Below are 25,153 nucleotides of genomic sequence, written 5' to 3' on the forward strand. Positions count from 1 at the left end.
ACGCGGCCATCCGCCGGGAATGTCTACTGTTGAAGGACGTTCCCGGCGTTCCGCCGGGTGCCGACCGGAAGGAAACCCCGTGGCGCACAGCAGGCAGGCCGTCCCGCCGGACGACCCGTACGGGTACGGCGACGGCGACCAGCTCCGCGGCCACGGCCATCCCGGCGGCCCGGGCGACGGGCCCGTCCGGCGGCGCAGGCGGCGGTGGCCGCGCGTCCTCGGCGTGCTGCTCGTCGTGCTCGTGCTGCTCGTCGTCGGCGGCTACTTCTACCTCGACTCGCGGCTGGAGCGGGAGTCGGTCCTGGCCGACTACGCGGGCCGCGTCGCGGACACGCCCGGCACCAACTGGCTGATCGTCGGCTCCGACAGCCGCGAGGGCCTGGACGCCAAGGCCCGCAAGGAGCTGGGGACGGGCCGCGCGACCGGCCGCCGCACGGACTCGATGATGCTGCTGCACTACGGGTCCGGCGGGACGACGCTCGTCAGCCTCCCGCGCGACTCCTACCTCCCGATCCCCGGCCACGGCTCCAACAAGCTGAACGCGGCGTTCTCCATCGGCGGGCCGAAGCTGCTGGTCCGGACGGTCGAGCAGGCGACGCACGTCCACATCGACCACTACGCCGAGATCGGGTTCAGCGGGTTCGTCGGCGTCGTGGACTCCGTCGGCGGCGTCAACATCTGCGTGAAGCAGCGGATGAAGGACCCCAAGGCCAAGATCGACCTCCAGCCGGGCTGCCAGAATCTCAAGGGCTCCGACGCCCTCGGCTACGTCCGCAGCCGCGCCTACGCCCGCGCCGACCTGGAGCGCGTGGAGAAGCAGCGGCAGTTCTTCGGCGCGCTGATGAAGAAGGCGACCGGGCCGAGCGTCCTGTTCAACCCGTTCCGCAGCATCCCGATGGCCGTCCACGCGACCGGCAACTTCCGGGTGGACGACGGCGACCACCTCTACGACCTGGTCCGCATGATGTGGGCGATGCGCGGCGTCAGCGGCGGCGACGGGGCCACCGCGACGGTCCCGATCGGCGGCACCGGCCAGAGCGTCGCCGCCGGGCAGTACATCACCTGGGACCGCGCCCGCGCCGGGCGCCTGTTCACCGCCCTCGCGCAGGACGAGCCGATCCCCGCCGACCTGAAGAGCAAGTAGCGGGGGTTAAACCAGGGGCGCGGGCGGTTAGGTTCGGTTCCATGCCGGAAGATGCGCCCACCGCGGCGGAACTGGACAAGCTGTCGTCGGCCGAACTGCACGACCGGGCCGTCGCCCGCGCCAAGGAGCGGCACGACCTGGGGTTCCTGTGGGAGCTGCTGCGGGAGATTCCGGCCGCCGCGGCGGCGACCGGCGAGGTGGACCGCGCGGAGTACGACATGTTGCACGTGGTGTCACTTCTGGAGGAGTTCCGCGGGGCGGGCGACGGCGACCTGGCCGACGCGCTCCGGCCGGTGTATGTGAGCTATCTCACCGAGCACGGTGACTGATTTGTCCCGCCCGACTCGCTGAGCTGCCGCTTCCCCGCGGCGATCCGGCGCGCGCCCACCCGGCGCGCGAGGTGTCGCCGTGTCTTTACTCTGCGTGGACCTCGCGTACCCGTCCGCTGGGAATTACTCTCTGTAGGCAAGTCACCGCAGAGGGTGGGGGACGTGAACAAGAAGTACCTGAAATTGGCTGCCATCGCATTTGTCGCGTGGTACGTCATCAGCCGGCCCGACGGCGCCGCCAGCCTGGTCAACAGCGGGTTGGGCGGACTCGGCAACGCCGCGGACTCCCTGGCGCAGTTCATGAGCGCCATTCCCTGAATTGGCGCCGCCCGCAGGCCCCGCGCTCACGGAGAGTGCGGGGCCTCGCCGTGTCCCCGGCGTGATCGACGCTCCGTGCCCGATCCGTCAAGTCCGGACCGCCGCCGGGCACGGAGCGCTGACCTTCACGCCACAGTAAAATCGCGCTTTGCGGATCGGAGCAGATGGGCACAATGTGATCGGGTCAGTGTGTCGCTGCGCTACTACGAGGACGGCGTACGGATGAAGAAATACGCTCGCTGGGTGGCCATCGCCTTCGTCATCTTCTACCTGCTCAGTTCGCCGAGGGCCGCCGCCGGGGTGGTCAACAACGCGTTCTCCCAGTTGGCGAACGCGGGCGAGCAGGTGGGCACCTTCGTGACGTCGCTCGGGATGCTGGGCAGCGGCTGATCGGACGAACCGGTCTTTTAGGATCGGCCGTATGTCTGTCTTCGATGTAGAGATCGGGGGTCTGCGGGGCGGTTCCGCGGACCTCGCGCAGTACCGGGGCAAGGCCGTGCTCGTCGTCAACGTCGCCTCCAAGTGCGGCCTGACCCCGCAGTACGAGGGGCTCGAACGCCTCCACGAGCGCTACGCCGGGCGCGGCTTCACCGTCCTCGGCGTGCCCTGCAACCAGTTCATGGGGCAGGAACCGGGCACCGCCGACGAGATCGCCGAGTTCTGCTCGGCGACCTACGGGGTGACGTTCCCGCTGACCGAGAAGGTGGACGTCAACGGCCCCGGCCGCCACCCGCTGTACGGCGAGCTGGTCGGCACCGCCGACGCCGAGGGCCACACCGGCGACATCCGGTGGAACTTCGAGAAGTTCGTCGTCGGCCCGGACGGCGCGGTCACCGCGCGCTTCGCCCCGCAGACCGAGCCGGAGTCGGCCGAGGTCGTCGCGGCGGTCGAGGCGGCGCTGCCGGAGTGACGGGCGGATCGAGCGGCGACGGAGGATTCATGGGCGGCTGGACGGCGGACGACATCCCCGCGCTGGACGGACGGCGCGCGGTCGTCACCGGCGCGAACAGCGGGATCGGCTTCCCGACCGCGCTGGAACTGGCCCGGCACGGCGCGAGCGTCGTGCTCGCCTGCCGGAGCGCGGAACGCGGCGCGGCCGCGCTCGACCGCATCCGCAAGGCGCTCCCCGACGCGGACGCGGCCCTCGCGCCGCTCGATCTCGCCGACCTCGCGTCGGTCCGCGCGTTCGCCGACGCGTGGACCGGTCCGCTGGACCTGCTGGTGAACAACGCGGGCGTCATGGCGCTCCCGCACCGCACCACCGCCGACGGGTTCGAGATGCAGTTCGGCACCAACCACCTCGGCCACTTCGCGCTGACCGGCCTGCTGCTGCCGGTCCTGCGCGCGTCCGCCGCGCCGCGCGTCGTGACGGTGACGAGCGGGTTCGCGTGGGCGGGCCGGCTGCGCTGGGACGATCTGCAGGGCGAGCGCCGGTACGGCAAGTGGACCGCGTACGCGCAGTCCAAGTTCGCCAACCTGGTGTTCGCCAAGGAACTCGCCCGCCGCTACCCCGATGTGCTGAGCGCGGCGGCCCACCCCGGCTACGCCTCGACGAATCTCCAGCAGGCGGGCCCGCGCATGGCGGGCAACGCGCTGATGGACCGGCTCGCGGGGATCGGCAACGCCGTCATCGGGCAGTCGGCGGCGGGCGGCGCGCTCCCGACGCTGTACGCGGCGACGGCCGCCGACGTGCGGAGCGGCGCGTGCTACGGGCCGCGCCTGCTGCAACTGCGCGGCGCGCCCGGCCGCGCGCCCATGCCGCCCGGCGCGGACAAGCCCGCGACGGGGCGGCGGCTCTGGGACGTCTCGCGGGACCTGACCGGGGTGGCCTACCCGGCGCCCTGACCCTGGCCGGAACCGGCCGCGGACTCGGCGGCGGCGGCCGGGCCGAGGCCGTGGACGGCCTGCGCGAGCGCCGCCGCGATGATCGCCTCCCCCCGGCCGGGCGTACGCTGCGCGAGGTCGGCGGCGGCGTCCACGATGCCCTGCACCAGCGCGGCCCGCAGCTCCGGCTCGGCCGCGCCCGCCGCCGCGAACGCCGCGACCAGCGGCCCCAGCAGTTGCGCGTGCCCGTCGCGGATGCGCTCGCGGGCGGGCTCGGCCAGCGCGTGCTCGACGAGCGCGACGGCGGCGGCGTGCCGCCCGTCCGTCATGACATCGAGCTGGACCCGGATGTACGCCTCGACCTTCCCGACGAGGTCGGGCGGCCCGGTCAGCGCGGCCTCGACCAGCGACGCCCAGCGCGGCAGCTCCTCCTCGACGATCGCGGCGACGAGGTCGTCCTTGGAGCGGAAGTACTCGTACAGGCTCGGCCGCGACAGCCCGACCCGCCGGGCCAGCGACGCCAGCGACAGCGCCTCGATGCCCTCCTCGGCCACCAGGGCGCGGGCCGCGTCCAGGAGGGTCCGCAACTGGCGGGCGCGGTGCTCGGCCACGGTGCGTTCGCTGATTCTCGGCACCGGGTCATTCTACGTTCGCCGCCCCGGCGGCCCGACGGCGTTTGGCGGCGGCCAGCGCCCTGGCCGTCGCGAGCACCAGCGCGCACGCCCCGGCGGCGAGGGCCCCGTAGGACAGGGCGGTGACGACGAGCCCGGCGAGCACGCCCGCGACGGCCGCGCCGCCGCTCATCAGCAGGTCCGACAGGCCCTGCGCGGCGGGCCGCTCGGCGCGCGGCACGGCCTCGGTGAGCAGCGCCGACCCGGCGACCAGCCCGAACGACCAGCCGACGCCGAGCAGGACGAGCGCGACCGTCAGCCGCCCCACCCGGTGCGGGCCGGACACGGCGGCGAGCGCCGTCGCGGCGGCCAGCAGCCCGGACCCGGCGAGCAGCACCGGGACGGCCCCGAACCGGTCGGCGAGCCGCCCGGGCAGCGGCGACAGCGCGTACATGCCCGCGATGTGCAGGCTGATGACGACGCCGACGACCGTGAGCGTCGCGTGCCCGTGGCGCAGGTGGACGGGCGTCATCGTCATCACCGCGACCATCACCGCGTGGCTGACGACGACGGCCCCGACCGCGACCCGCGCGCGCGGCCGGGCGCGCAGCACGGCCCAGCCGCCACCGGACCGCGGCGGCTTCGCGCGCGCCGCGTCCGGCCGCGCCAGCGGGTCGGGCCGGAGCAGCGCGAACACCCCCAGGGCGGCCAGCGCGAACGCCGCCGCCGACAGCGCGTACGGTCCCGCCCACGCGGCGAGGCCCGCCCGCCGGCCCAGGTCGTCGGCGGGCCGCGCGAGGTTCGGCCCCGCGACCGACCCGACCGTCGTCGCCCACACCACGACCGACAGGTCGCGGGCGGTGCGGCCGGGCGGCGACAGGTCGGTGGCGGCGTACCGGGCCGCGAGGCCGCCCGCCGTCCCGCCGCCGGTGAGGAACAGCCCGAGCAGCAGCAGCGGCGCGCTCGCCAGGCCCGCCGCCGCGAGCGCGACGAGCGCTCCGGCGGCGGCGGACCCGTAGCCGAGGACGAGCGCCGCCCGCCGGCCCCGCCGCGCGGACGCGCGCGCCAGCGGCACGGCGAGCGCGGCCGCGCCGGTCACGGCGCTGGTCTGCGCCAGGCCGCCGACGGCGTCCGAGCCCGACAGCGCGGCCGCCGCGAGCGAGCTGATCGCGACGCCGGTCGCGACGCCGACGCCGCCGAGCACCTGCGTGCCGGTGAGGACGGCCAGCACGCGGCGCCGCGCGGCCCCGGCGGGCGGCTCGTCGGGAAGGGCCACGGAAGATCCTGCCTGGTCGGGGGGAAACGGGCATACGGATCTTAGGGGTGGCTATCCGGCGGTGAACGCGCGGTGCAGCCGGGCGGCCTCGCGGACGAGCCGCGTCGCGCCGCCGCGTCCCGCGACCTCCGCGAGCGCGGGCACGTCGGCGCGGTGCCCGGCGGTCTCGGCGATCCGCGACGCGAGGGTGAGCAGGTCCGGCAGGCCGTGCGGCGCGCGCGTCCCGCGCGGCGGCAGCAGGCCGGGCAGCGCGGCGGCGACGGCGTCCGCGACCTGGCGGTGCGCGCCCGCGTCGGCGGCCTGGCCGAGGGCCTCGGCCGCGCGGCCGACCTTGAGCAGGCCCTGCCCGGCGAGCGCGGCGACGGCCGCGCCGAGGCCCGCCGCGTCGAGGGCGTCGCGGGCGGCGAGGACGAGCAGCGCGTCCACGGCGACCGCGCGGTCGGCGGGGGCCGCCGCGCCGAGCCCGTACGCCAGGACCGCCGCCGTGGCCGGGCCGGGCGGCCCGTCCGCCGCCGCGAGCGGGCCGAGCAGGTTCCGGTCGTCCCATCCGTGCCGCGCCCACCGGAAGACGTGCGGGAGCAGGTGCGCGGCGGCGACCTCGCGGTGGTGGGGGAAGACCGCGGGCCAGGAGCGCAGGTCGTCCGCGCCGGACTCGGTCGGCCAGTACCGGCGCTGCGGGAGCGCCGCGACGCGGACCAGGTCCTCGGGGAGGCCGTCCGCCGCCAGTTCGACGCGGCCGAGGATTCGGGGGCCGGCCCCGTCGAGGTCGCTGGACGGCGTCTCCACCCCGCAGGTGACGACGGGCGCGTCGAACCACGCGCCCGCGCCGGGCAGCAGCGACTCGGCGAGGTCGGCGGCGGCGCGCGGCAGCCGCAGCACGGCCTGGAGGACGTCCGCCCGGCCCGGCTCCGCGCCCGCCGCGCGCAGCGCCGCGAGCCGGTCGCGCAGGACGTCCGGGTCGAGCGCGCCGGACGCCTCCGTCGGCGTCGCCAGCAGCACCGGCACCCGGCCGACGAGATGCGCGACCTCGCGCAGCCGCCACGCGGCGAACCGGCGCGGGCCGGGCGCCTCGTGCCGCCGGAACTCGCCGTGCGCTTTGGCGTGCCCGGTGCGCGTACCGTCGCCGAGGACGGCCAGCACCGCCGCGAACGTCCACGACGCGCCGAAGCCGTACCGCTCAAGCTGCTCGTAGGGCGCGTACCCGGCGTCGAGGAGGGCGGCGCGCATCGCGTCCCGGTCCCGCCAGGACCACGCGACGAGGTCCGCGAGCACGCGTTCCTCCAGGTCCCAGCCCTCGTTGATCGCCGCGTGCGCGGTGTCCGCCGCCGACGCGTACGGCTCGGGCGCTCGCTTCGGGACGTACGCGGACAGTTCCGGGAACGGCACCGGCGGCAGCGCCTCGACCGGCCCGTACGCCGCCGCGACCCGCTCCCGCAGCGCCCCGGGCAGCGCGGCGGCGGCCTCCCTGACGTGCGCGCGGACGTCGTCGGACGCGTGCGCCGCGTGCCGCACCGCGCACGCCGCCGCCTTCTCCTGGACGTCCAGCGCCTCGGAGAGGAACGCGGCCGTGACCGCGCGCAGCGTCCCGTCCGCCCGGCGGCGCGCCGTGGAGTTCAGCCAGCCCAGCGCCGACTTGACGAGCGTCTTCTCCGGCCGGAACAGCAGCGCGTCCGCCGCCTCGCCGAACCCGGCCGCGTCCAGCCCGCCCGCCGCGTCCAGCGCGCGGACCGCCGCGAACGCCCGCGCCGCCACCGTGCCGTGCGCGGCGGGCAGCAGCCGCAGGTAGTCGCGCAGCCGCGCCGCGACCTCCGCGTCGGACGGGTCGAGCGCGTCGTGCAGCCGCAGGAACCACCGCAGCTCGCCGGGGCGGCCGCCGCGCAGGAACCGGCCGAGGCAGCCGTCGAGCAGCGCCGCGCGTTCGATCTCGCCCGTCCTCGCCCGCGCGGTGAGGACGTCGATCCACGACTCCTGCTCGCAGTCCGCGAGCCCGACCCAGCGGCGCGTCGTGCGGCCCTCGTCCCAGGTCAGGTGCAGCCCGGCCTCGTCCACCTCGAACAGGCGGGGGAGGAGCGCGGGGAGGAACGGGTCGGTGGACGGGCGCGTCGAGGTGATCAGCCAGCCGTGGACGAACCCGTCGCCGTCCGGCGGCGCGGCACCGGCGGCGAGGGTCAGTTCGGCGGCCGTCCGCCAGCGGGCGAGCATCGTCATCTGGTCGTCGCGCCAGCGCAGCCGCCCGGCGACGCGCGCCGCGACGTCCGCCCGCCACGCGGCGGACCGGTGCTCGGTCGCCGCGACGACCAGCCGCGCGTACTCGCGCTCGGACATGCCCGCGTCGGAGAGGTCGCCCCGGCACAGCCACGTCGCGGCGGCGGACGCGCCGGGCAGGCAGCCGACCCCGGCCAGCAGCAGCGCGTCGGCGCGGGCGGCGTCGCGGTGCCACGGCAGCCACTCGCCGCGGACGGCCTTCGCCTTCTTCAGCAGGCCGGGCAGGGCGCGGGCGACCTCGCGGCGGTCGTCGTCGCCGAGCTTGGCGACGAGCGCGACGACGCGTTCGGCGTCGCCCTTGATGATCGCGGCGCGCGTCTCGTCCCAGGCGGTCATCGGGTCTCCTCCCGTCCGGCGAGCGCGGCGGCGAGGATGTGGCGGCACGGCCCCCGCCCGCCCCGGTATCTCGCCCACCACTCGCATGTGCAGGACGCGCCGCCCGCCGCGACGCGGTGGTCGCGGCCCGTGCCGGGGACGGCCGCCGACCCGTCCGCGTCGAACCGGACCTCGGCGGCGAGGTCCCGCGCGGCGCGCAGGCGCGGGTTCAGCTCCGTCACCCGCGCCGCGTCGTAGGGCAGTTCGCGGTGGAAGCAGGCGGCCTCGGCGGCGTCGAACCCGACGCGGCCCGCCGCGCCGAGGCACGCCAGCGCCGCGCGGACGCGGTCGACCGGGAGGCCGGACCGGTCGGCGAGGCCGACGGGGTCGATCCGGGGCTCGAAGGACAGCAGGCCGCCGACCAGTTCGGCGTCGTCGGCGGCGCGGTCGGCGTCGGCCCCGGCGAGCGCGGCGAGCACCGCGCCCTCGCCGGAGAAGCCCCGGTGCGTCGCCGGGGACACCGACAGGACGTACCGCATCCCCGGCAACTCCAGCTCCCAGACGCTCGCGACCGGGCCGTCCGGCGCGGGCGGCCCGTAGACGCGCAGCGCCGTCGCGAACCGCAGCAGCGGCAGCATCGTGCGCAGCCGCTCCGGCCCGGCCAGATGGACCGCGCCCGGCTGCGGCTGCGCGGCCGGGCGCAGCGTCCGGCCCGCCGGGACGAACCACAGCGAACCGCCCGTCCGCAGCGACCGCAGGAACCGCACCGCGTCCGGGCCGCGCAGCTCCGCGCGCGGATCGAACCCCGCCGTGATCACCTGCACCTCGGCGAACCCGCGCAGCCACCGCTCGGGCAGCGGCACCTTCCGCTCGACGGTCGCGCCGTCGCCCGTGGTGACGACGACCTCGGCGCCGCCGACCGCCAGGTGCAGCGGGTCGTCGCCGCCGACGCGGGCCAGCGCCTCCCGCAGCGGCGCGTTGACGTCGATGTTGGTCGTGCCGAGGTCGTGGACGTCGCCGTCCAGCGCGGCGGGCAGCAGGTCGAGCCGCGCGTGGACGCCGCCGCAGCCGGAGAACGACTCCAGCCGCAGCCGGTCCCCGTTGCAGGTGATCACCGGATCGCGGGACGCGCCGCCGGGCCGGTGGTACCGCGTCCGGGCGACCTCCGCGACGCCGAGCAGCGCCGCCGCCGCGGGCGCGGGCCGCGTCACGACGCCGCTGAAGAAGTGCGGCCGCGCGGCCGTCCCCGCCCGCGTCCGCCCGCCGGACGTCGCGAGCCCGAGCCGCCCGTCCGCCATCCCCGACGGACCCGCGTACGAATACCCCTGGACCGGGGCCGTGATCGACATGCCGGACACCGTAGACGGCGCGCCCGACATTCATCCCGTCACGCGGTCATCCCGGGGAACATCAGCGACAGTTCGGCCGGATAGCGGGCGATGAACCGCAGCTCGTCGTCGGTCAGCGGCCGGCCCGTCATCGCGTTGCAGAGCTGGACGAGCGAGAACGCCAGGTCCGGGTCGGCGGGCTCGACGCCGAGCGCGTCCATGACGTGCCGGAACCCGGCCTTCCCGCCGTACTCGCCCGTCAGCACGACGCGGCCGCGCGCCGCGTGCAGGTCGTCGGGGAACGGGCCGAGCGCGGCCTCGTCGTACAGCTCGTAGTTGCCGTGGTCCTTCAGCGCGCCGTCCGCGTGGATGCCGGACTCGTGCGCGAACGCGTTGATCCCCGTCCCGACCTGGTTGTAGGGGAGCGGCTGCCCGAACGCGTAGGACGCCCAGAGCGCGAACCGCCGCGCCCACGACAGGTCCAGGTCGTCGCCGATCTCGGCGTCCAGCCCGTAGCCGTGCCGGAACGCCAGCACGCACGACAGCAGGTCGGCGTTGCCCGCGCGCTCCCCGACGCCGTTGACGCACGTGTTGATCCACGCGTCCTGCCCGGCCGCGAGCGCCCCGAGCGCGCCCGACACCGAGTTCGCGACGGCCATCCCGAGGTCGTTGTGGCAGTGGGTCTCGACCGTCATCCCGGTCGCCGCCGCGAGTTCCGCGAACCGCTCCCCGATGCGGCCGGGCGTCTCGCCGCCGATCGTGTCGCAGTAGCGGACGCGGTCCGCGCCCGCCTCCCGCGCCGCGACCGCGAACTCCGCGAGGAACCCCGCGTCGGTCCGCGACCCGTCCTCGGCGTTCACCCCCACGGTCTCCGCGCCCGCGTCCTTGGCCGCCCGCACGGCGGCCGTCATCTCCCTGATCACGGCGGCGCGGTCGAGCCGCCCCCGGAACTTGTTGGCGATCATGTAGTCGGACGTCGAGATGGACAGGTTGTAGTGCGCGAGCCCGAGCGGCGCGGCCCGCTCGACGTCCGCCGCGACGCCCCGGCACCACCCCGAGAGCCGCAGCCCGCCGAACGCCCCGGCCGCCGCCAGCGCCACCTGCGCGCGGACGTAGGGGACCTCGTGGAACAGGAACGGGAACCCGATCTCGGACTGGGCGACGCCGAGCCTGCCCAGGTAGGCGTTCACCATCGTCTTGCCGAACTTCGACAGCCCGGTGCGGGCCGTCTGGACGCCGTCGCGGTTGGTCACGTCGAGGAAATGGATCTGTGGCATGGCCTCAAGTTGACACACTCCATCCAGTCGCATCAATATTGACGAAAATCAACATCAAGGAGGGCCGCCGATGCCGGAACCCCGGTCGGAGCGGTGGATCGAGGCCGCCGAGGCCGCCGAACGGCTCGGTGTGAAACCCGCCACGCTGTACTCGTACGTCAGCCGCGGCGTGCTGCGGCGGCGCGCGGCGGCGGACGGGCGGCGCAGCCTCTTCGACGCCGAGCAGGTCGCCGAGCTCGCCCGGCGCGGCAGGCCGCGCCGCCCGCCCGCGCCGAGCGAACTGGTCATCGACACGGCGCTCACCGCGCTCGGCCCGGACCGGCACTACTACCGGGGCCGCAGCGCCGTGGACCTCGCCGTCGAGCGGACGTTCGAGGAGGTCGCCGCGTTCCTGTGGACCGGCGCGTTCGACCCCGGACCCGACTGGGCGGCGCCCGGCGCCGCGCGGGACGCCGCCGCGGCCGCGCTCCCGCCCGGCGCGCTGCCCCTCGACCGCCTCCAGCTCGCCGCCGTCGCGCTCGGCGTCGCGGACCCGCTGCGCTTCCGCCTCGACGCGGACGCCGTCACCGGCGCGGGCCGGGCGCTCATCGCCGGGATGGTCGAGGCGCTGCCGCCGCTCGGGCCGCCCGCCGGGCCCGGCATCGCCGGACGGCTGTGGGGGCGGCTGTGCCCCGAGCCCGACGAACGCGGCCTGCTGCCCGCGCTGAACGCCGCGCTCGTCCTGCTCGCGGACCACGAACTCGCCGCGTCCACGCTGGCCGCGCGCACCGCCGCGTCCGTCCGCGCCGACCCGTACGCCGTCGTCGCCGCGGGGCTCGGCGTGCTCGGCGGGCCGCTGCACGGCGGCGCGTCCTACGCGGCGGAACGGCTGCTCGCCGAGGTCGGCGGCGACCCCGGCCGCGCCGCGCCCGCGCTCGCCGCGCGGCTCCGGGCGGGCGAGCGCGTCCCGGGGTTCGGGCACGCGGTCTACCGCGACGGCGACGCGCGCGGCGCGTGCCTGCTCGACCTCGTCCGCGCGGCCGCGCCGGGCGACGCGCGGCTGCTCGCCGCCGACGCCGTCCTCGCGGAGGCCCGGCGGCTCAAGCTGCCCGCCGCCAACGTCGACCTCGCGCTCGCCGTCCTCGGCGCGGTCGCCGGGTTCACGCCCGGCGCGGGCCAGGCCGTCTTCGCCGTCGCGCGGACGGCCGGGTGGCTCGCCCACGCGCTGGAGGAGTACGCCGCCCGGACGCCCCTGCGGCCCCGCGCCCGCTATGTCGGCCCGGAGCCCGGCCCGGAGCCCGGCACGGGCGGCTGAGCAGGGCGTTCACGGGCGGCGCGCGGACGGCGCGCGGTCGGGCGGGGGTGGGCGCGGGCTCGCGGACCACGGGGGTACGCTCGGTGACGTGCGCAGGTTCCTCACCCCCGGTTGGCTCGGGCTCCACGCGATCGCGATCGTCCTCTGCCTGTCCTTCCTGGTCTTCGGCTGGTGGCAGCTCGACCGCGCCCAGGCGGGCAACGACCGGAGCTGGGCGTACGTGTTCGAGTGGCCCGTCTTCTCGATCTTCGTGGTCGTGATGTGGGTGAAGATGATCCGCGACGAGCGCAGCGGCGTGCAGCCGCCGTCCGCGACGCCGATCGAGGAGCCCGCCGAGGCCAAGATCACGCGCCAGATCATCCGGCAGCAGGAGGAGGAAGACCCCTCGCTCGCCGCGTACAACCGCTACCTGGCCCGGCTCAACTCCGAGACCGGCGGGCGCTGACGCCCGGCCCCCGGGCCCTCCGTACGTCCGCGCTTCCCGGCGCGTCGAGAAAGGTGTGAACTGTGGAAGCGGCCGTCACGCGTTACCGCGCCCTCGCCCTCGCCGTCGGCGTCATGCTGCTGGTCCTGGTCTTCGTGGCCATGCCGATCCGCTACATCGGCGGGAACGCCACGCCGTCCGGGATCATCTCGCCGATCCACGGCGTGCTCTACATCGTCTACCTGGTCATGGCGTACGACCTGTGGCGGCGCGCGGAGTGGCCGATGCCGAAGATGGTGCTGATGGTCACCGCCGGGCTGATCCCGTTCCTGGCGTTCTTCATCGAGCACAAGATCGTCCGCGAGGCCCGCGCCGAACTGGCCGGGCGCGCCGCCGCCGACGACGCGGCCGCCCCGGCGGCCCCCGCCAACTCCTGACGCCCCGAGAACAGGCCCGTCCCGGGCGGCGTGGCGCCGCCCGGGACGGGTGGGCAGTGTTCTGCGCACTGTGACCGGGGTTCCGGGACGGGGGTCGGGACGTGGAACCGGAACCCGGCCGACGCCGGATGATCTGCCGGTGGCCTCACCTCCTCGCGGGCCGGGCGCGCGACGCGCCGGGCGGGATCGGGACGGGTTCCGGGCGGCGGCGCCGCCCGGCGGCGGGCGGCCGGGCCGGCGGCGGTGCGCCGCCGGCCCGGCGGGTCACGGTGCCGCGGAGGCGCGCGGCGCCGGAACCCCGTGGTCGACAAGCCCGTGGTCGACAAGCCCGTGGTCGGCAGGCCCGTGGTTGAGAGTCCCGTGCTGGGCGGGCCGGTGCTGGGCGGGCCGGTGCTGGACGGAAACGTTCGAGGCGGCCCGCCGCCGCTCCGCGCACACGCGGCGACGGGCCGGTCCGGTGCCGTTCGGGGTCGCCGCCGGCGGTCCGTGGTCCGAGACGGCCGAGGACCCGAGGTGTGCGCCCGGTGGCGGTCGCCGCCGCGGGCACCGGACGGCACACGGACCGGTGCGCGGTGCGGGACGGGTCGCCGGGGACGTCCTCGGCCGTCGGGACGGGACCGGGCGCTCGCGGACCCGGAACGGAGACGCCTGCGGAGCGGGCGACGCCGCGCCCGCGCCGCGCGGACGGCGTGCGGACCGGCGCGCGGAGCGGTGTGAGAAACGGCATCGAAACCCCCTTTCTCCGGTGGGATACGACGAACGGGTCTTGACCGACCTGTGAGTTTCGCCGTCACCCAGCGTCACGAATTCAATGCGGAAGGTACCCGCGGCCCTGCCGGGCGTAAACCCAGGTCAAGGAAGAAGTTCGTGGGACGCGGGTGGCCGGGCGGGTCGCGCGGGACGTCGGCGTCGGGGCACGAAAAACCCCCGGGCGCGGCCCGCGCCGCCCCCGGGGGAAATCGTTCGGTCAGTGGTGGAAACCCGGCTGGTGCGGCGCGCACGTGCTGTGGCCGCCGAGCCGGCGCAGGGCGCGCTTGACGTCGTCCACGAGCAGCGCCATCTCGTCGCGCCCCGCGCCGTGCCGGACCAGGACGCGCTGCACGACCGTCTGGTCCCGCGCGGGCGGCAGCGGATACGACGGCACCTGCCAGCCGCGCGTCCGCAACTGCTCGGTGAGGTCGTACAGCGTGAAACCGGCGTCGCCGCGCAGCGTGTAGCAGACGGCGGGCAGCGCGGTGCTCCCGTCGTACAGCAGCTCGAACGGCCCGAGTCCGGAGATCTGCCCGGCCAGATACTGCGCGGTGTCCATGCACGCCTCCTGGACGCGCCGGTACCCGTCGCGGCCGAGCCGCAGGAACTGGTAGTACTGCGCGATGACCTCGCCGCCGGGCCGGGAGAAGTTCAGCGCGAACGTCGGCATGTTCCCGCCGAGGTAGTTCACGTAGAAGATCAGGTCCTTCGGCAGGGCGTCGGCCGTCCGCCACACGACCCAGCCGACGCCGAGCGGCGCGAGCCCGTACTTGTGCCCGGACGCGTTGATCGACGCGACGCGGTCGAGCCGGAAGTCCCACACCAGGTCCGGGTCGGTGAACGGCGCGACGAACCCGCCGCTGGCCGCGTCCACGTGGATCGGGACGTCGTGGCCGGTGTTGGCCTGGATCGCGTCCAGCGCCTTGGCGATCTCGGCGACGGGCTCGTAGTCGCAGGTGAACGTCACGCCGAGGATCGCGACGACGCCGATCGTGTTCTCGTCGACGTAGTGGGCGAGCTGGTGCGGGCGCAGGCCCGTCGCGCCCGGCTCCAGCGGCACCTCGCGCAGTTCGACGTCGAAGTACCGCGCGAACTTCTTCCAGCAGATCTGCACCGGCCCGCACACCAGGTTCGGCCTGTCGGCGGGCTTCCCGGCGGCCTCCCGCGCCTGGCGCCAGCGCCATTTCAGCGCGAGGCCGCCGAGCATCGCCGCCTCGCTCGACCCGGTGGTGGAGCAGCCCATCGGCTCGTGCTCGGCGGGGGATCTCCACAGGTCCGCGATGATGTTGACGCAGCGGTTCTCGATCTCGGCGGTCTGCGGGTACTCGTCCTTGTCGATCATGTTCTTGTCGAGCGTCTCGGCCATGATCCGCTTGACCTCGTCGCTGTTCCACGTCGTGCAGAACGTCGCGAGGTTCTGCACCGAGTTGCCGTCCAGCAGCAGCTCCTCGTGGAGCAGGTCGTAGACGACGTCCGGGGCGCTCGGGGCGTCCGGCATCCGGTACTTCGGCAGCGCCTGCTGGCTCAGCGGCGCGGTGAACACGTCCTCGTAGCGTCCGGGACGGCCCGGCCTCACCCTGTGCAGCGCCATTCGCGCCTCCTCACGATCCGGTTTCCTTGATCGTTTTCCCCGGCGGCGGGGACCTCACGCGCGTGTTCGGCCCCGTCCGCCACCGGGTAGCGGGACGGGGGACGAAAAGGGGGGAGACCATGACCGTTCCCGAGGAGAAACGCCCGAAGACCGACGAGACGGACCCGGCCCCGCGCCGCGTCCGCGCCGCCGCCCAGGGCCGGTCCGAGCCCGACACGCGGCCCGCGGTCGGCGCCGAACTCCAGGACAAGATGGCCGAGAAGAACCTGAGCACGGACGACCTCACCGGCTCCTGACCGGGGGAGGGGGACGAACCATGAAGTACGGCCAGTTCATCGCGACCGTGCGGGAGAACGGCGAGTACGCCGACCGCGCGGAGGCCGAGACCGTCGCGACCACGGTGCTGGAGACGCTGCGCAGCCGGATGACGCCCGAGGGCGCCGCCCACCTCGCCGCGCAGCTCCCCGAGCCGCTGGACGACGTGCTGCTGGCGAACGACCCTGATCTGCCGGAGTCGTTCGGCGTCGAGGAGTTCTGCCGCCGCGTCGCCGAGCGCACCGACTCGACCCGCACGACGGCGGAGTGGGACGCCAGCGCCGTCCTCAGCACCGTCGCCGTGACCATCACGGGCGGGGAGCTGAACCGGGTGCTGAGCCAGCTCCCGTCCGGCTACGCGTCGCTGTTCGGGCTCAACGGGCTCAGCGACTGACCCGTCCGGACCGCGCGACGGGCCGCCCCCGCGCGGCCCGTCACCGCGCCGGGTCCAGGCCGAACAGCGGCAGGCAGGGCGCCAGGCCGTCGATCAGGACGGGCGTCGTCCGGTGGCGCTCCCAGGCGGCGCGGTCGAGGACCAGGCGCTGCTCGACGCGCGCCGTGTCGCCCGACCGGACGCGCGCGGTGCCGTTCGGCCGGTAGCCGAGCCTGCGCGACACGGCCAGGGATGCGGCGTTGTCGGCGAACGCGGTGCTCGCGGCCGTCTCGGCGGCCAGGCCTGTGAACGCCAGCTCCAGGACGGCGGCGCGCATCTCGGTGCCGATGCCCTTCCCCTGGTGGCGGAGGCCGAGCCAGGAACCGGTGCCCGCCTCGCGGGTGACCGCGAAGTCGAACCCGCTGATGCTCTGCACGCCGACGACCGTGCCGTCGAGGAAGACGGTGAACGGCAGCGTCCACTGGTCGGGCGTCCACGAGCCGAGCGTCCGCCAGTGGTGGGTGACGGCGCTGCGCGCGCGTTCGGCCGGGGGCGCGTCCGTCCAGGGGACGAGGAACGGCATCTCGTCCGGCGCGTGGACGCCCTCGGCGGCGAGTTCCGCGAGCGCGTCGAGTTCGCCGGGGTCGGGGAGCCGGAGTTCGAGGCGGGGCGTGCGCAGCCGCAGCCCGGAGGGCGGGAAGTGGACGAGGTGCATCCTGCGGTCTCCTCTCGGAGTTTCCATCGTCGGGTCGCATCGCCGGGACGTCCACCGGATTTTCGGATGGCCGACGGCTTTTGTCGGGTGGATGTGGCCGTAATTCATGGGTCTTTCATTGTTTTGCCCGGTTTGTTGGTAATGGTGGGTTTTGCGGTTTTCCTGGTCCGGCGGTCGCCTGGCGCTTATGCCAAGAGCTGGTTATAGTGACGGCAAGTCGGGGTCGCGAATCCCGTCTCCGCGTCAAATCACGGTCAACGGAGAGGTGCATTCATGGAGCAGGCCGCCCTTGATCGGGTGAGGCTCATCTTCACCCTGTTCGACGCAGACGGCAGTGGAAGCCTCGAACCCGAGGACTTCGACCTCATGGCGGACCGCGTGGCGGCGGCGGCCGTGGATTCCGGCGAGGCGGACAAAGCGGCAATGACTTCCGCTTTCCGGAATTACTGGACGGTGCTCGCCGCCGAACTCGACGCCGACGGCGACGGCCGGATCACCTTCGAGGAGTTCAGCGCCTGCGTGCTGGCCCCCGAGCGGTTCGGCGACGCGCTGACCGGCTTCGCCGAGGCGCTCGCCGCCCTCGGCGACCCGGACGGCGACGGCCTGGTCGAGCGCGAGCGGTTCGCCGCCCTCATGGCGGCGATCGGCTTCGAGCCGGCCAACGTCGACGCGCTGTTCGACGCCTTCGGGCCGGTCGACGACCGGATCGAGGCCCCCGTCTGGATCTCGGGCATCAAGGACTACTACCGCCCGGACAAGACGGGGATCGCGGGCGACCGCCTGGTGCCGTCCCGCGTCTGACCCCCCGCACGGTTCCGGCGCCCCCCGCCCCGCCCCGACCCAGGAGCACGGATGAAACCAGTCATCGGCCTCGCCGTCGGCCGGGGCACCGGTCCCGAACTCGCGGCCGTCTTCGAACGCGTGCTGGCCGGAATCGCCGACGTCTTCTCGGTCGACGTCGGCGTCCTCCGGTCGGACAGGGTGTACCACTCCTACGCGTCGCTCGACACGGGCGTCGGAATCGAACGGGTCCGCGAGATCACGCGCGACGACGCGGACCATTACACCGAATTCTGCCGGACGCTCGCCGCGCGCGGCACGACGGCCGTGTTCCGCACGGCGATCAACGCGCAGTCGCTCTATCTCGTGCGGCGGCGGCTGCAGGCGGTGAAATTCGACGTCGTCTCGGACGGCGAAGTGTCGCTGCTGCTGGTGCGCGACGCCGCGCAGGGCTTCTACACGGGCGAGAACACCCATGTCCCGGGCGCGCTCGTCCGCACGATGGCGTTCAGCCGGGAGGTCACCGCGAAGGTCGTCGACTTCGCGCTGGACCGCGCGCGCCGGGAATGGCCGGACGGGCGCATCGACGAGATCCTCATGGCGTACAAGTTCCACCTGCTCGACGGCGCGCTGGACGCATGGGTCGCGGAATGCGCCGAACGGCACGGCGTCGATCTCCGCCTGTGCCAGCCGGACACCGTGAACCGCAACCTGATCGAGCGGGGCGCGCGGCCGCGCACGGTCGTCATCGCGGGGAACGAGTGGGCCGACATCATGCACGTGGTGCTGCTCGACCGGTTCGGCTCCGAACGGCAGGAGAACCGCTGCACCGAGAACGTCTACCTGCACCCGGACGCCGCCGGGCTCGCCGAGTACCAGACGGTCCACGGGTCGGCCGACGACCTCGCGGGCAAGGACGTCGTCAATCCCGTCGCGACGATCCGCGCGGCCGCGATGATCGCCGAACGGCACGCGGGGTGCGCCGGGGCGATCGGGACGGTGGAGCGCGGGCTGGCCGAGCTGGGTCGGCGGGGGATTCGCACGCCGGACCTCGGCGGCGAGCACTCGACCACCGCCGTGGCGGACGCCCTGGTCGACGCGCTGGAACCGCGGCCCGTCGCGGCGGCGGGGTCCTGACCGGTGGGAACCGTGGCGCTCGTCGTCGTGGACCTGCAGAACGACTTCTGCGCCGGGCCGGTCGCCGCGGCGCGGTACCCCGGCTCTCCCGAGCGGTTGCGGGAGGTCGCGGCCGGTACCGCGCGCGCCGTCGAGCTGGCGCGCGAGCGGGGCGTGGACGTGGCCTTCGTCCGCTTCACCGGCGATCCCGAGCATCAGGGGCGGAGCTGGCGGCGGCGGGACCGGCTGCTGGGCAAGCGGCCGAAATGCCTGGAGGGGTCGGCGGGCGCCGAGTTCACAGGCGTCGCGCCGCAGCCCGGGGAAGGGGTCTTCACCAAGCGGGCGTGTTTCGACGCGTTCCTGAGCCCCGGGTTCGAGGACCATCTCGTCCGGACCGGCGCGGACCGGCTGGTGTTCGCGGGCCTCTTCACCGACGTCTGCGTGGACTCCACCGCCCGGACCGCGTTCCAGAAGGGCTTCCACATCACGGTGCTGACCGACTGCACGGCCGCGCTGCACTTCGCGGACGCCGACATCCTGCGCTTCATGGCGCGCGTCTACGGCGCGCACCTGACGACCCACGACCGCCCGGACGACTGGGCGCCCGGGGAGGACGCGTGACGACGGCGGCACGGCCCACTCATGTCGAGGCCCGCGTTGAGATCGGTTCCGAGGACGATGCCGAAACCGGCGTCGAGGCCCGTGTCGAGGCGGGTGCGGAGGCCCGTGTCGAGGCCCGTGTTGAGGCGGGTGTCGAGGCCGGCGTCGGCCGGACGGCGCTGCTGGTCGCCGCCGCGCGCGCGATCGAGACGCACCGCGCCGACGCCCTCGCCCGCGACCCGTACGCCGAGCACTTCGTGCGCGCGGCGGCGGCGTCGGCGACATGGCCGGTCCGCCCGGCGGACGTCCCGGGCGGCGACGCCGACCCGCTGTGGGGCAGGCTGGGCCGCTACTTCGCCCTGCGCACCCGGGCGTTCGACGACTTCCTCCTGGACCGCGCGGCGGCGGGCGTCCGGCAGATCGCGCTGCTCGGCGCGGGCCTGGACACGCGGGCGCTGCGCCTGGCCTGGCCGCCCGGCACGGCCGTCTACGAACTCGACCGCCCCGCCGTCCTGACCTTCAAGCACCGAGTCCTCGACAGCATCGCCCCCACGCCGAACCCCGCACACCGGGCCGACGATCGGGCCACCCCCAAGGCCGCCCGCCGTGGCGACGGCCGGACCGCCGCGAACGCCGTCCGCCGTGGCGACGACCGGGCTGTCCCGAACGTCGCCCGCCGTGGCGACGACCGGATCGCCGCGAACGCCGTTAGCCGTGGCGACGACCGGGCCGTCCCGAACGTCGCCCGCCATGACGACGATGGGCCGGACGCCGTCCGCCGCCCCGTCGCCGTCGACCTGGCCGACGACTGGGCGCGACCGCTGCTCGCCGCGGGCTTCGACCCGGCCGCGCCGACCGCCTGGCTCGCCGAGGGCCTGCTGCTCTACCTGTCCCGCGCCGCCGAACGCCGCCTGATCGCCGCCGTGGACGACCTGAGCGCCCCCGGCAGCGCCCTGGCCTACGAGGCGAAGGTCGGCTTCGAGTCCGGGAAGATCCGCGCCAACCCCGTCTACACGGCCGCCCGGGAACGCGTCGGCGTGGACCTGCTGGCCCTCTTCGACGCCGAACCCCGCCCCGACTCCGCCGCGGATCTGACGGCCCGGGGCTGGACGACGACCGTCCGCACCCCCTTCGACTTCACCCGCCGCCACGGCCGGGGCCCCCTCCCCGAACCCGACGACGCCCTGGCCGCCAACCGCTGGACCTTCGCCGAGAAACCCGCCCCCTGACCGCCCCCGCGCCTCCCCGTCCACGTGACGGGCGGCACCGGCTGACCCGTCCCGCAGCCCGGATGGATGTGGCTCCGGGCGGCGTTGTCCCGAAGACCCGCGTGCTCCGGCGAGTGATCGCTGAGAGCGAACGCGGGGAGGAAACAAAACTCAGCTCCGTTTTCTTGAGTGTGTATGGCTCAACCCTGCGGGGTCGGGTCATCCGGAGCGGACCCCCGGGCCGCTCGGACAACGGAACGGAGCTTGAGCATGAGCGAGACCCTGACGCTGCCGGTGCTGCCCCTGGACGACGGGGCCGTTCTGCCGGGCATGGTCGTCCCCCTCGACCTGTCCGACGCGCCCGAGGTGCGCGCGGCCATCGAGGCCGCGCGGGCCGTCGAGCGGACGCCGGGGCCGGGCATCCGGTCCGCGGCCAAGCCGCGCGTGCTGCTCGTCCCGCGCCACGGCGGCCAGTACTCGGCGGTGGGGACGCTGGGCGTCGTCGAGCAGGAGGGGCGGCTGCCGGGCGGCGAGCCCGGCGCGGTCGTGCGCGGCGTGTCCCGGGTGCGGATCGGCACCGGGACGGCGGGCCCCGGCGCGGCGCTGTGGGTGGAGGGGACCGAGATCCCCGTCCCGCCGCCGACCGGGCGCACCCGCGAGCTGGCCAAGGAGTACAAGGGCCTGGTCGGCGCGGTGCTGCAGAAGCGCGGCGCGTGGCAGGTCGTGGACGTCGTCCAGAAGATCGAGGACCCGTCGCTGCTGGCCGACAACGCCGGATACGCCCCCTACCTCACCGACGAGCAGAAGATCGAGCTGCTGGAGACGCCCGACACCGACGAGCGCCTGACGCGCGTCGTCGGCTGGGTCCGCGACCACCTCGCGGAGCTGGACGTCGCCGAGACGATCCGCAAGGACGTCCAGGAGGGCATGGAGAAGACCCAGCGCGAGTTCCTGCTGCGCCAGCAGCAGGAGGCCATCCGCAAGGAGCTGGCCGAGCTGAACGGCGACCCGGCGGACGAGGAGGACGACTACCGCGCCCGCATCGAGGCCGCGAACCTGCCGGAGAAGGTCCGCGAGGCCGCGCTGAAGGAAGTGGACAAGCTGGAGCGGTCCTCGGACGCCTCGCCCGAGGGCGGCTGGATCCGCACCTGGCTGGACACGGTGCTGGACCTGCCGTGGAACGAGCGCACCGAGGACGCCTACGACATCGCGGGCGCCCGCGCCGTCCTGGACGCCGACCACACCGGCCTGGAGGACGTCAAGGAGCGGATCGTGGAGTACCTGGCGGTGCGCAAGCGCCGCGCCGACCGGGGCCTCGGCGTCGTCGGCGGGCGGCGCAGCGGCGCGGTGCTGGCGCTGACCGGCCCGCCCGGGGTCGGCAAGACCTCGCTCGGGGAGTCGGTGGCGCGCGCGATGGGCCGCGAGTTCGTGCGGGTCGCGCTCGGCGGCGTCCGCGACGAGGCGGAGATCCGCGGCCACCGGCGGACGTACGTCGGCGCGCTGCCGGGCCGGATCGTCCGCGCGATCCGCGAGGCGGGCTCGATGAACCCCGTCGTACTGCTGGACGAGGTCGACAAGGTCGGCGCGGACTACCGGGGCGACCCGACGGCGGCGCTGCTGGAGGTCCTGGACCCCGAGCAGAACCACACCTTCCGGGACCACTACCTGGAGGTCGAGCTGGACCTGAGCGACGTGCTGTTCATCGCGACGGCGAACGTCGTGGAGCAGATCCCCGGCCCGCTGCTGGACCGCATGGAACTCGTCGAGCTGGACGGCTACACCGAGGACGAGAAGGTCACGATCGCCCGCGACCACCTGCTGCCCCGCGAGCTGGAGAAGTCCGGCCTCGGCGCGGCGGAGGTCACGGTCACCGACGCGGCGCTGCGGCTGCTGGCGGCGGAGTACACGCGGGAGGCGGGCGTCCGGTCGCTGGACCGGGCCGTCGCGCGGGTGCTGCGCAAGGTCGCCGCGAACGTCGCGCTGGAGAAGGCGGCGCTGCCCGTCACGGTGGACGCCGCCGACCTGCGCGACTACCTCGGCCGTCCCCGGTTCACGCCGGAGGCCGAGCTGTCCCGCGACGAGCGCCGCACCGCCGTGCCCGGCGTCGCGACGGGCCTGGCCGTGACGGGCGCGGGCGGCGACGTCCTCTACATCGAGGCGTCGCTGGCCGACCCCGAGACCGGCGGGTCGGGCGTGACGCTCACCGGCCAGCTCGGCGACGTCATGAAGGAGTCGGCGCAGATCGCGCTGAGCTACCTGCGGTCGCGCGGCGCGGAGCTGGAGCTGCCGGTCGGCGACCTGAAGGACCGGGGCGTCCACGTCCACGTCCCGGCGGGCGCGATCCCCAAGGACGGGCCGAGCGCGGGCATCACGATGACGACGGCGCTGGCGTCGCTGCTGTCGGGCCGCCCGGTCCGCGCGGACGTCGCGATGACCGGCGAGGTGTCCCTGACCGGGCGGGTGCTGCCGATCGGCGGGCTCAAGCAGAAGCTGCTGGCGGCCTCCCGGCTCGGCATCACCACCGCCATCGTGCCCAAGCGCAACGAGCCGGACCTGGAGGACGTCCCGGCCGAGGTGCTGGAGAAGATGACGGTCTTCACGGTCGGCGACGTGCGCGAGGTGCTGGAACTGGCCCTCGAGCCCGCGACGACCGCCGTCGCGGCCTGAGACCCGCGGCCCCGCCGGATTCCCGGCGGGGCCGTGGCCTCATCCGGCCACATGGACCGTGCTCTCCGGGGCACAACGCGGACGTGTCCGGAACGATCGAACTCCAGCAGCCGCCGCAGCCCCGCGCGCGCGTCCCGTGGTACGTCACGGCGCTGCGCGTCCTCGCCGCCCTCGCCGCGCTGGCGGGGCTCGCCGTGTTCTTCTACGTCGCGTACCGGCTGACGCTCACGCCGGTCGACGACCACGGGCAGGCGGGCGGGAACACCGATCCCGGCCGCTCGCTGCGCTTCTACTGGGACCGGCCCGCCAAGGACGCGTTCTGGCAGGTCGGCGGGAACCTCGCGCTGCTCGCGCCGCTCGGCGTGCTCGGGCCGATCGCGTCGGTGCGGCTGCGCGGCCCGATTCGGATCACGCTGCTCGGCGCGGCCCTGTCGCTGGTCATCGAGACCGCGCAGGGCCTCGCCGTGCAGGGCCGCGCGTTCGACGTGGACGACGTCATCCTCAACACCCTCGGCGTCCTGCTCGCCTACCTGGTGCTCGGCCGCCGCCTGTCCCGGACGCTGCGCGGCCGCCGCTAGCGCGGGGTCAGCCGGAAGACGCGCAGGTTCCGGCCCGACGCCTCGACGTACCGGTCGTACACCGGCCACACCTTCACCAGGCGTGGCCAGACCTCGGCGCGCTCGTCGCCCTCCAGCAGGCGCGCGGTGACCGGGACCGTCCGGCCCCGGAACGTCACGCCCGCGTCCGGGTGGCGCAGCAGGTTGCCCGTCCACGCCGGGTGCTTCTCGCGGCCGAAGTTCGAGCCGACGACGACCCAGCCGCCGTCCGGCTCGGGCAGGCACGCCAGCGGGGTGCGGCGCGGCTGCCCGCTGACCGCGCCCTTCGCGGTCAGGACCAGGCTCGGGACCATCGCCTGGGACAGCAGGAACCGGCCGCCGGTCGCCCGGCTGAGGACGCGGTCCGCGTGCGGGACGACCTTGGGCCCGACGCGGCGGAACCACGGCGACCCGGCCATCCGCCGGACGGCCGGGCCGATGGCGCGCTGGACGGCGTTGGGGGGCATGGGCTGCTCCTTCGCTCGGGCCGGCGCGAGCCGGCCCGCCTTGCGGGGGTCGAGGCGGCCGGTCGCGGCCAGCCAGCGCAGCGCGTCGGCGACCGTCTCCCGGACGGGGCGGAGCGTCATCCCGAGCGCGCCGAGCGCGGGCGCGTCGTCGGTCGGGACCAGGCGCACCATGAACTCGGCGGCGTCGCGGGTCAGCGGGTAGTCGAACGGGCGGACGCGGCGGGCGGCGTCCAGGACCGCGCCCGCCGTCGTCAGCACGCCGCTGGGCAGCGGGATCTTGCGGGAGCGGACGCCGGTCAGCTCGTCGCACAGCGCCGCCAGCCGCGGCCAGGTGACGTAGTGGCCGCCGAGCAGCCAGCGCTCGCCCGTCTTCCCGCCGGTCACCGTGCGGGCGAGGGCCTCGGCGAGGTCGCGGACGTCGAGCACCGTCACGCCGCCGCCGGGCAGCGGCCACGCGACGCGCAGCGCGGCGGCGAGCCCCTCCACCAGGGCGTCCAGCGTCGGCTGGTCGGGGCCGCACACGCCGCCGGGGTAGACGATCGTGACGGGCGCGCCGTCGTCCTGGAGGCCGCGCGCGTAGGTCTCGGCGGCGAGCTTGGACCGGCCGTAGGCGGTGCGGGGCGCGGCGAGCGGCGCGTCGGCGGTGATGACGGGCGCGCGGGGCGGGACGAACACCGCGACCGTCGAGACGTGGACGACGGGCGACAGGCCCGCCGCGACGGCCCCGCCGACGACGTTGCGGGTGCCGGTGACGTTGACCGACACCAGGTCGCCGCCGCCGTTCGGGTCGGTGACGCCGATCGCGGCGGCCGCGTGGATCGCCGCGTCGCAGCCGTCGAGGGCGGCGGCGACGGCGCCCGCGTCGAGCATGTCGCCGCGCACGAGTTCGATGTCCTTGGCGGCGATGCCGAGCGCGCCGAGCACGCGGACCGCCTTGGCCGGGTCGCGGACGAGCGCGCGGGGCCGGTGGCCCGCGTCCACCAGCGCCCGGACGGTGTGGGACCCGACGAAACCGGAAGCACCGGTGATGAAGACGCGCACGATAACAACCTAACGCTTGGTCGTCCGTTGGTGGAGACCCGAGGCACGGGCGGGCGGTGCGGCGCAGGATATCGGCGGGGTCGGGGCCCTCC

Annotated in this window: 25 protein-coding genes; 17 read left to right on the forward strand and 8 right to left on the reverse strand. The window is 75.1% G+C overall.

Annotated features, from left to right (window positions below; all coding sequences use genetic code 11):
- Positions 1-79 precede the first annotated feature (79 nt).
- From G339_RS0113090 to G339_RS0113115, 6 genes are all read left to right on the forward strand, one after another.
- Positions 80-1,144: an LCP family protein gene (locus G339_RS0113090; protein ID WP_019631537.1), complete on the forward strand. Its 1,065-nt coding sequence runs from the start codon at positions 80-82 to the stop codon at positions 1,142-1,144.
- 41 nt (positions 1,145-1,185) lie between these two features.
- On the forward strand, positions 1,186-1,473 hold the full coding sequence (locus G339_RS0113095; protein WP_019631538.1) for a hypothetical protein: 288 nt from the start codon (positions 1,186-1,188) through the stop codon (positions 1,471-1,473).
- 162 nt (positions 1,474-1,635) lie between these two features.
- Positions 1,636-1,791 carry a hypothetical protein gene (locus G339_RS39395; RefSeq protein WP_019631539.1) on the forward strand — a complete coding sequence of 52 codons (156 nt, stop codon included), beginning with the start codon at positions 1,636-1,638 and terminating at the stop codon, positions 1,789-1,791.
- A 189-nt stretch (positions 1,792-1,980) separates the two neighbouring features.
- On the forward strand, positions 1,981-2,181 hold the full coding sequence (locus G339_RS0113105; protein ID WP_019631540.1) for a hypothetical protein: 201 nt from the start codon (positions 1,981-1,983) through the stop codon (positions 2,179-2,181).
- Between the two features lie 31 nt (positions 2,182-2,212).
- A complete protein-coding gene (locus G339_RS0113110; RefSeq protein WP_019631541.1) occupies positions 2,213-2,701 on the forward strand; it encodes a glutathione peroxidase in 489 nt (162 codons plus the stop codon).
- Between the two features lie 29 nt (positions 2,702-2,730).
- The gene (locus tag G339_RS0113115) at positions 2,731-3,636 is read left to right on the forward strand and encodes an oxidoreductase (protein WP_019631542.1); all 906 of its coding nucleotides are present in this window, start codon (positions 2,731-2,733) and stop codon (positions 3,634-3,636) included.
- On the opposite strand, the gene G339_RS0113120 is transcribed toward G339_RS0113115, so the two are convergent.
- Genes G339_RS0113120 through G339_RS0113140 form a run of 5 tightly spaced genes read right to left on the reverse strand, consistent with a single transcriptional unit; the run spans position 3,621 to position 10,687 of the window.
- The gene (locus tag G339_RS0113120; protein WP_019631543.1) at positions 3,621-4,250 is read right to left on the reverse strand and encodes a TetR/AcrR family transcriptional regulator; all 630 of its coding nucleotides are present in this window, start codon (positions 4,248-4,250) and stop codon (positions 3,621-3,623) included. The genes G339_RS0113115 and G339_RS0113120 overlap by 16 nt on opposite strands.
- 4 nt (positions 4,251-4,254) lie before the next feature.
- Positions 4,255-5,502 carry an MFS transporter gene (locus G339_RS0113125; protein WP_019631544.1) on the reverse strand — a complete coding sequence of 416 codons (1,248 nt, stop codon included), beginning with the start codon at positions 5,500-5,502 and terminating at the stop codon, positions 4,255-4,257.
- Between the two features lie 51 nt (positions 5,503-5,553).
- A complete protein-coding gene (locus G339_RS0113130; protein ID WP_019631545.1) occupies positions 5,554-8,103 on the reverse strand; it encodes a DUF6493 family protein in 2,550 nt (849 codons plus the stop codon).
- Positions 8,100-9,431, reverse strand: a complete 1,332-nt coding sequence (locus tag G339_RS0113135) for an SWIM zinc finger family protein (protein WP_033322882.1) — start codon at positions 9,429-9,431, stop codon at positions 8,100-8,102. The genes G339_RS0113130 and G339_RS0113135 overlap by 4 nt, the downstream gene beginning before the upstream one ends.
- Before the next feature lie 38 nt (positions 9,432-9,469).
- Positions 9,470-10,687 carry a LeuA family protein gene (locus tag G339_RS0113140; RefSeq protein ID WP_019631547.1) on the reverse strand — a complete coding sequence of 406 codons (1,218 nt, stop codon included), beginning with the start codon at positions 10,685-10,687 and terminating at the stop codon, positions 9,470-9,472.
- Between the two features lie 70 nt (positions 10,688-10,757).
- Here G339_RS0113140 and G339_RS0113145 point away from each other — a divergent pair, with 70 nt between their 5' ends.
- The 3 genes from G339_RS0113145 to G339_RS0113155 all read left to right on the forward strand — a co-directional run bounded on the left by G339_RS0113145 (position 10,758) and on the right by G339_RS0113155 (position 12,842).
- On the forward strand, positions 10,758-11,981 hold the full coding sequence (locus tag G339_RS0113145; RefSeq protein ID WP_019631548.1) for a citrate/2-methylcitrate synthase: 1,224 nt from the start codon (positions 10,758-10,760) through the stop codon (positions 11,979-11,981).
- A gap of 88 nt (positions 11,982-12,069) precedes the next feature.
- Positions 12,070-12,426, forward strand: coding sequence for a hypothetical protein (locus G339_RS33535; protein ID WP_033323039.1), 357 nt, complete (start codon positions 12,070-12,072; stop codon positions 12,424-12,426).
- Between the two features lie 62 nt (positions 12,427-12,488).
- A complete protein-coding gene (locus tag G339_RS0113155; RefSeq protein WP_019631550.1) occupies positions 12,489-12,842 on the forward strand; it encodes a DUF3817 domain-containing protein in 354 nt (117 codons plus the stop codon).
- Positions 12,843-13,809: 967 nt separating this feature from the next.
- On the opposite strand, the gene gad is transcribed toward G339_RS0113155, so the two are convergent.
- Entirely contained in the window at positions 13,810-15,183 is a 1,374-nt protein-coding gene (gad, locus tag G339_RS0113160) for a glutamate decarboxylase (RefSeq protein ID WP_019631551.1), read from the reverse strand.
- A gap of 119 nt (positions 15,184-15,302) precedes the next feature.
- On the opposite strand from gad, the gene G339_RS39400 reads away from it, so the two are divergent.
- Positions 15,303-15,479, forward strand: coding sequence for a hypothetical protein (locus G339_RS39400; protein WP_019631552.1), 177 nt, complete (start codon positions 15,303-15,305; stop codon positions 15,477-15,479).
- A 20-nt stretch (positions 15,480-15,499) separates the two neighbouring features.
- On the forward strand, positions 15,500-15,892 hold the full coding sequence (locus tag G339_RS0113170) for a DUF2267 domain-containing protein (protein WP_019631553.1): 393 nt from the start codon (positions 15,500-15,502) through the stop codon (positions 15,890-15,892).
- Positions 15,893-15,932: 40 nt separating this feature from the next.
- Here G339_RS0113170 and G339_RS0113175 read toward each other — a convergent pair whose 3' ends face one another.
- Complete coding sequence (locus tag G339_RS0113175; protein ID WP_019631554.1) at positions 15,933-16,586, reverse strand: GNAT family N-acetyltransferase; 654 nt, start codon at positions 16,584-16,586, stop codon at positions 15,933-15,935.
- A gap of 273 nt (positions 16,587-16,859) precedes the next feature.
- Here G339_RS0113175 and G339_RS0113180 point away from each other — a divergent pair, with 273 nt between their 5' ends.
- From G339_RS0113180 to G339_RS0113205, 6 genes are all read left to right on the forward strand, one after another.
- The gene (locus G339_RS0113180) at positions 16,860-17,387 is read left to right on the forward strand and encodes an EF-hand domain-containing protein (RefSeq protein ID WP_026341403.1); all 528 of its coding nucleotides are present in this window, start codon (positions 16,860-16,862) and stop codon (positions 17,385-17,387) included.
- Between the two features lie 51 nt (positions 17,388-17,438).
- Positions 17,439-18,503: an isocitrate/isopropylmalate family dehydrogenase gene (locus G339_RS0113185; RefSeq protein ID WP_019631556.1), complete on the forward strand. Its 1,065-nt coding sequence runs from the start codon at positions 17,439-17,441 to the stop codon at positions 18,501-18,503.
- Positions 18,504-18,506: 3 nt separating this feature from the next.
- Complete coding sequence (locus G339_RS0113190; protein WP_026341404.1) at positions 18,507-19,103, forward strand: cysteine hydrolase family protein; 597 nt, start codon at positions 18,507-18,509, stop codon at positions 19,101-19,103.
- Positions 19,100-20,311, forward strand: a complete 1,212-nt coding sequence (locus G339_RS36640) for an SAM-dependent methyltransferase (protein WP_019631558.1) — start codon at positions 19,100-19,102, stop codon at positions 20,309-20,311. The genes G339_RS0113190 and G339_RS36640 overlap by 4 nt, the downstream gene beginning before the upstream one ends.
- A gap of 249 nt (positions 20,312-20,560) precedes the next feature.
- Positions 20,561-22,957 carry an endopeptidase La gene (gene lon / locus G339_RS0113200; RefSeq protein WP_019631559.1) on the forward strand — a complete coding sequence of 799 codons (2,397 nt, stop codon included), beginning with the start codon at positions 20,561-20,563 and terminating at the stop codon, positions 22,955-22,957.
- Positions 22,958-23,040: 83 nt separating this feature from the next.
- A complete protein-coding gene (locus G339_RS0113205) occupies positions 23,041-23,535 on the forward strand; it encodes a VanZ family protein (protein WP_019631560.1) in 495 nt (164 codons plus the stop codon).
- Here G339_RS0113205 and G339_RS0113210 read toward each other — a convergent pair.
- Positions 23,532-25,061, reverse strand: a complete 1,530-nt coding sequence (locus G339_RS0113210; RefSeq protein ID WP_019631561.1) for a nitroreductase family deazaflavin-dependent oxidoreductase — start codon at positions 25,059-25,061, stop codon at positions 23,532-23,534. The genes G339_RS0113205 and G339_RS0113210 overlap by 4 nt on opposite strands.
- Positions 25,062-25,153: the final 92 nt, after the last annotated feature.

Origin of the sequence: Actinomadura atramentaria DSM 43919 (assembly GCF_000381885.1) — a bacterium.
Taxonomy (GTDB): Bacteria; Actinomycetota; Actinomycetes; order Streptosporangiales; family Streptosporangiaceae; genus Spirillospora; species Spirillospora atramentaria.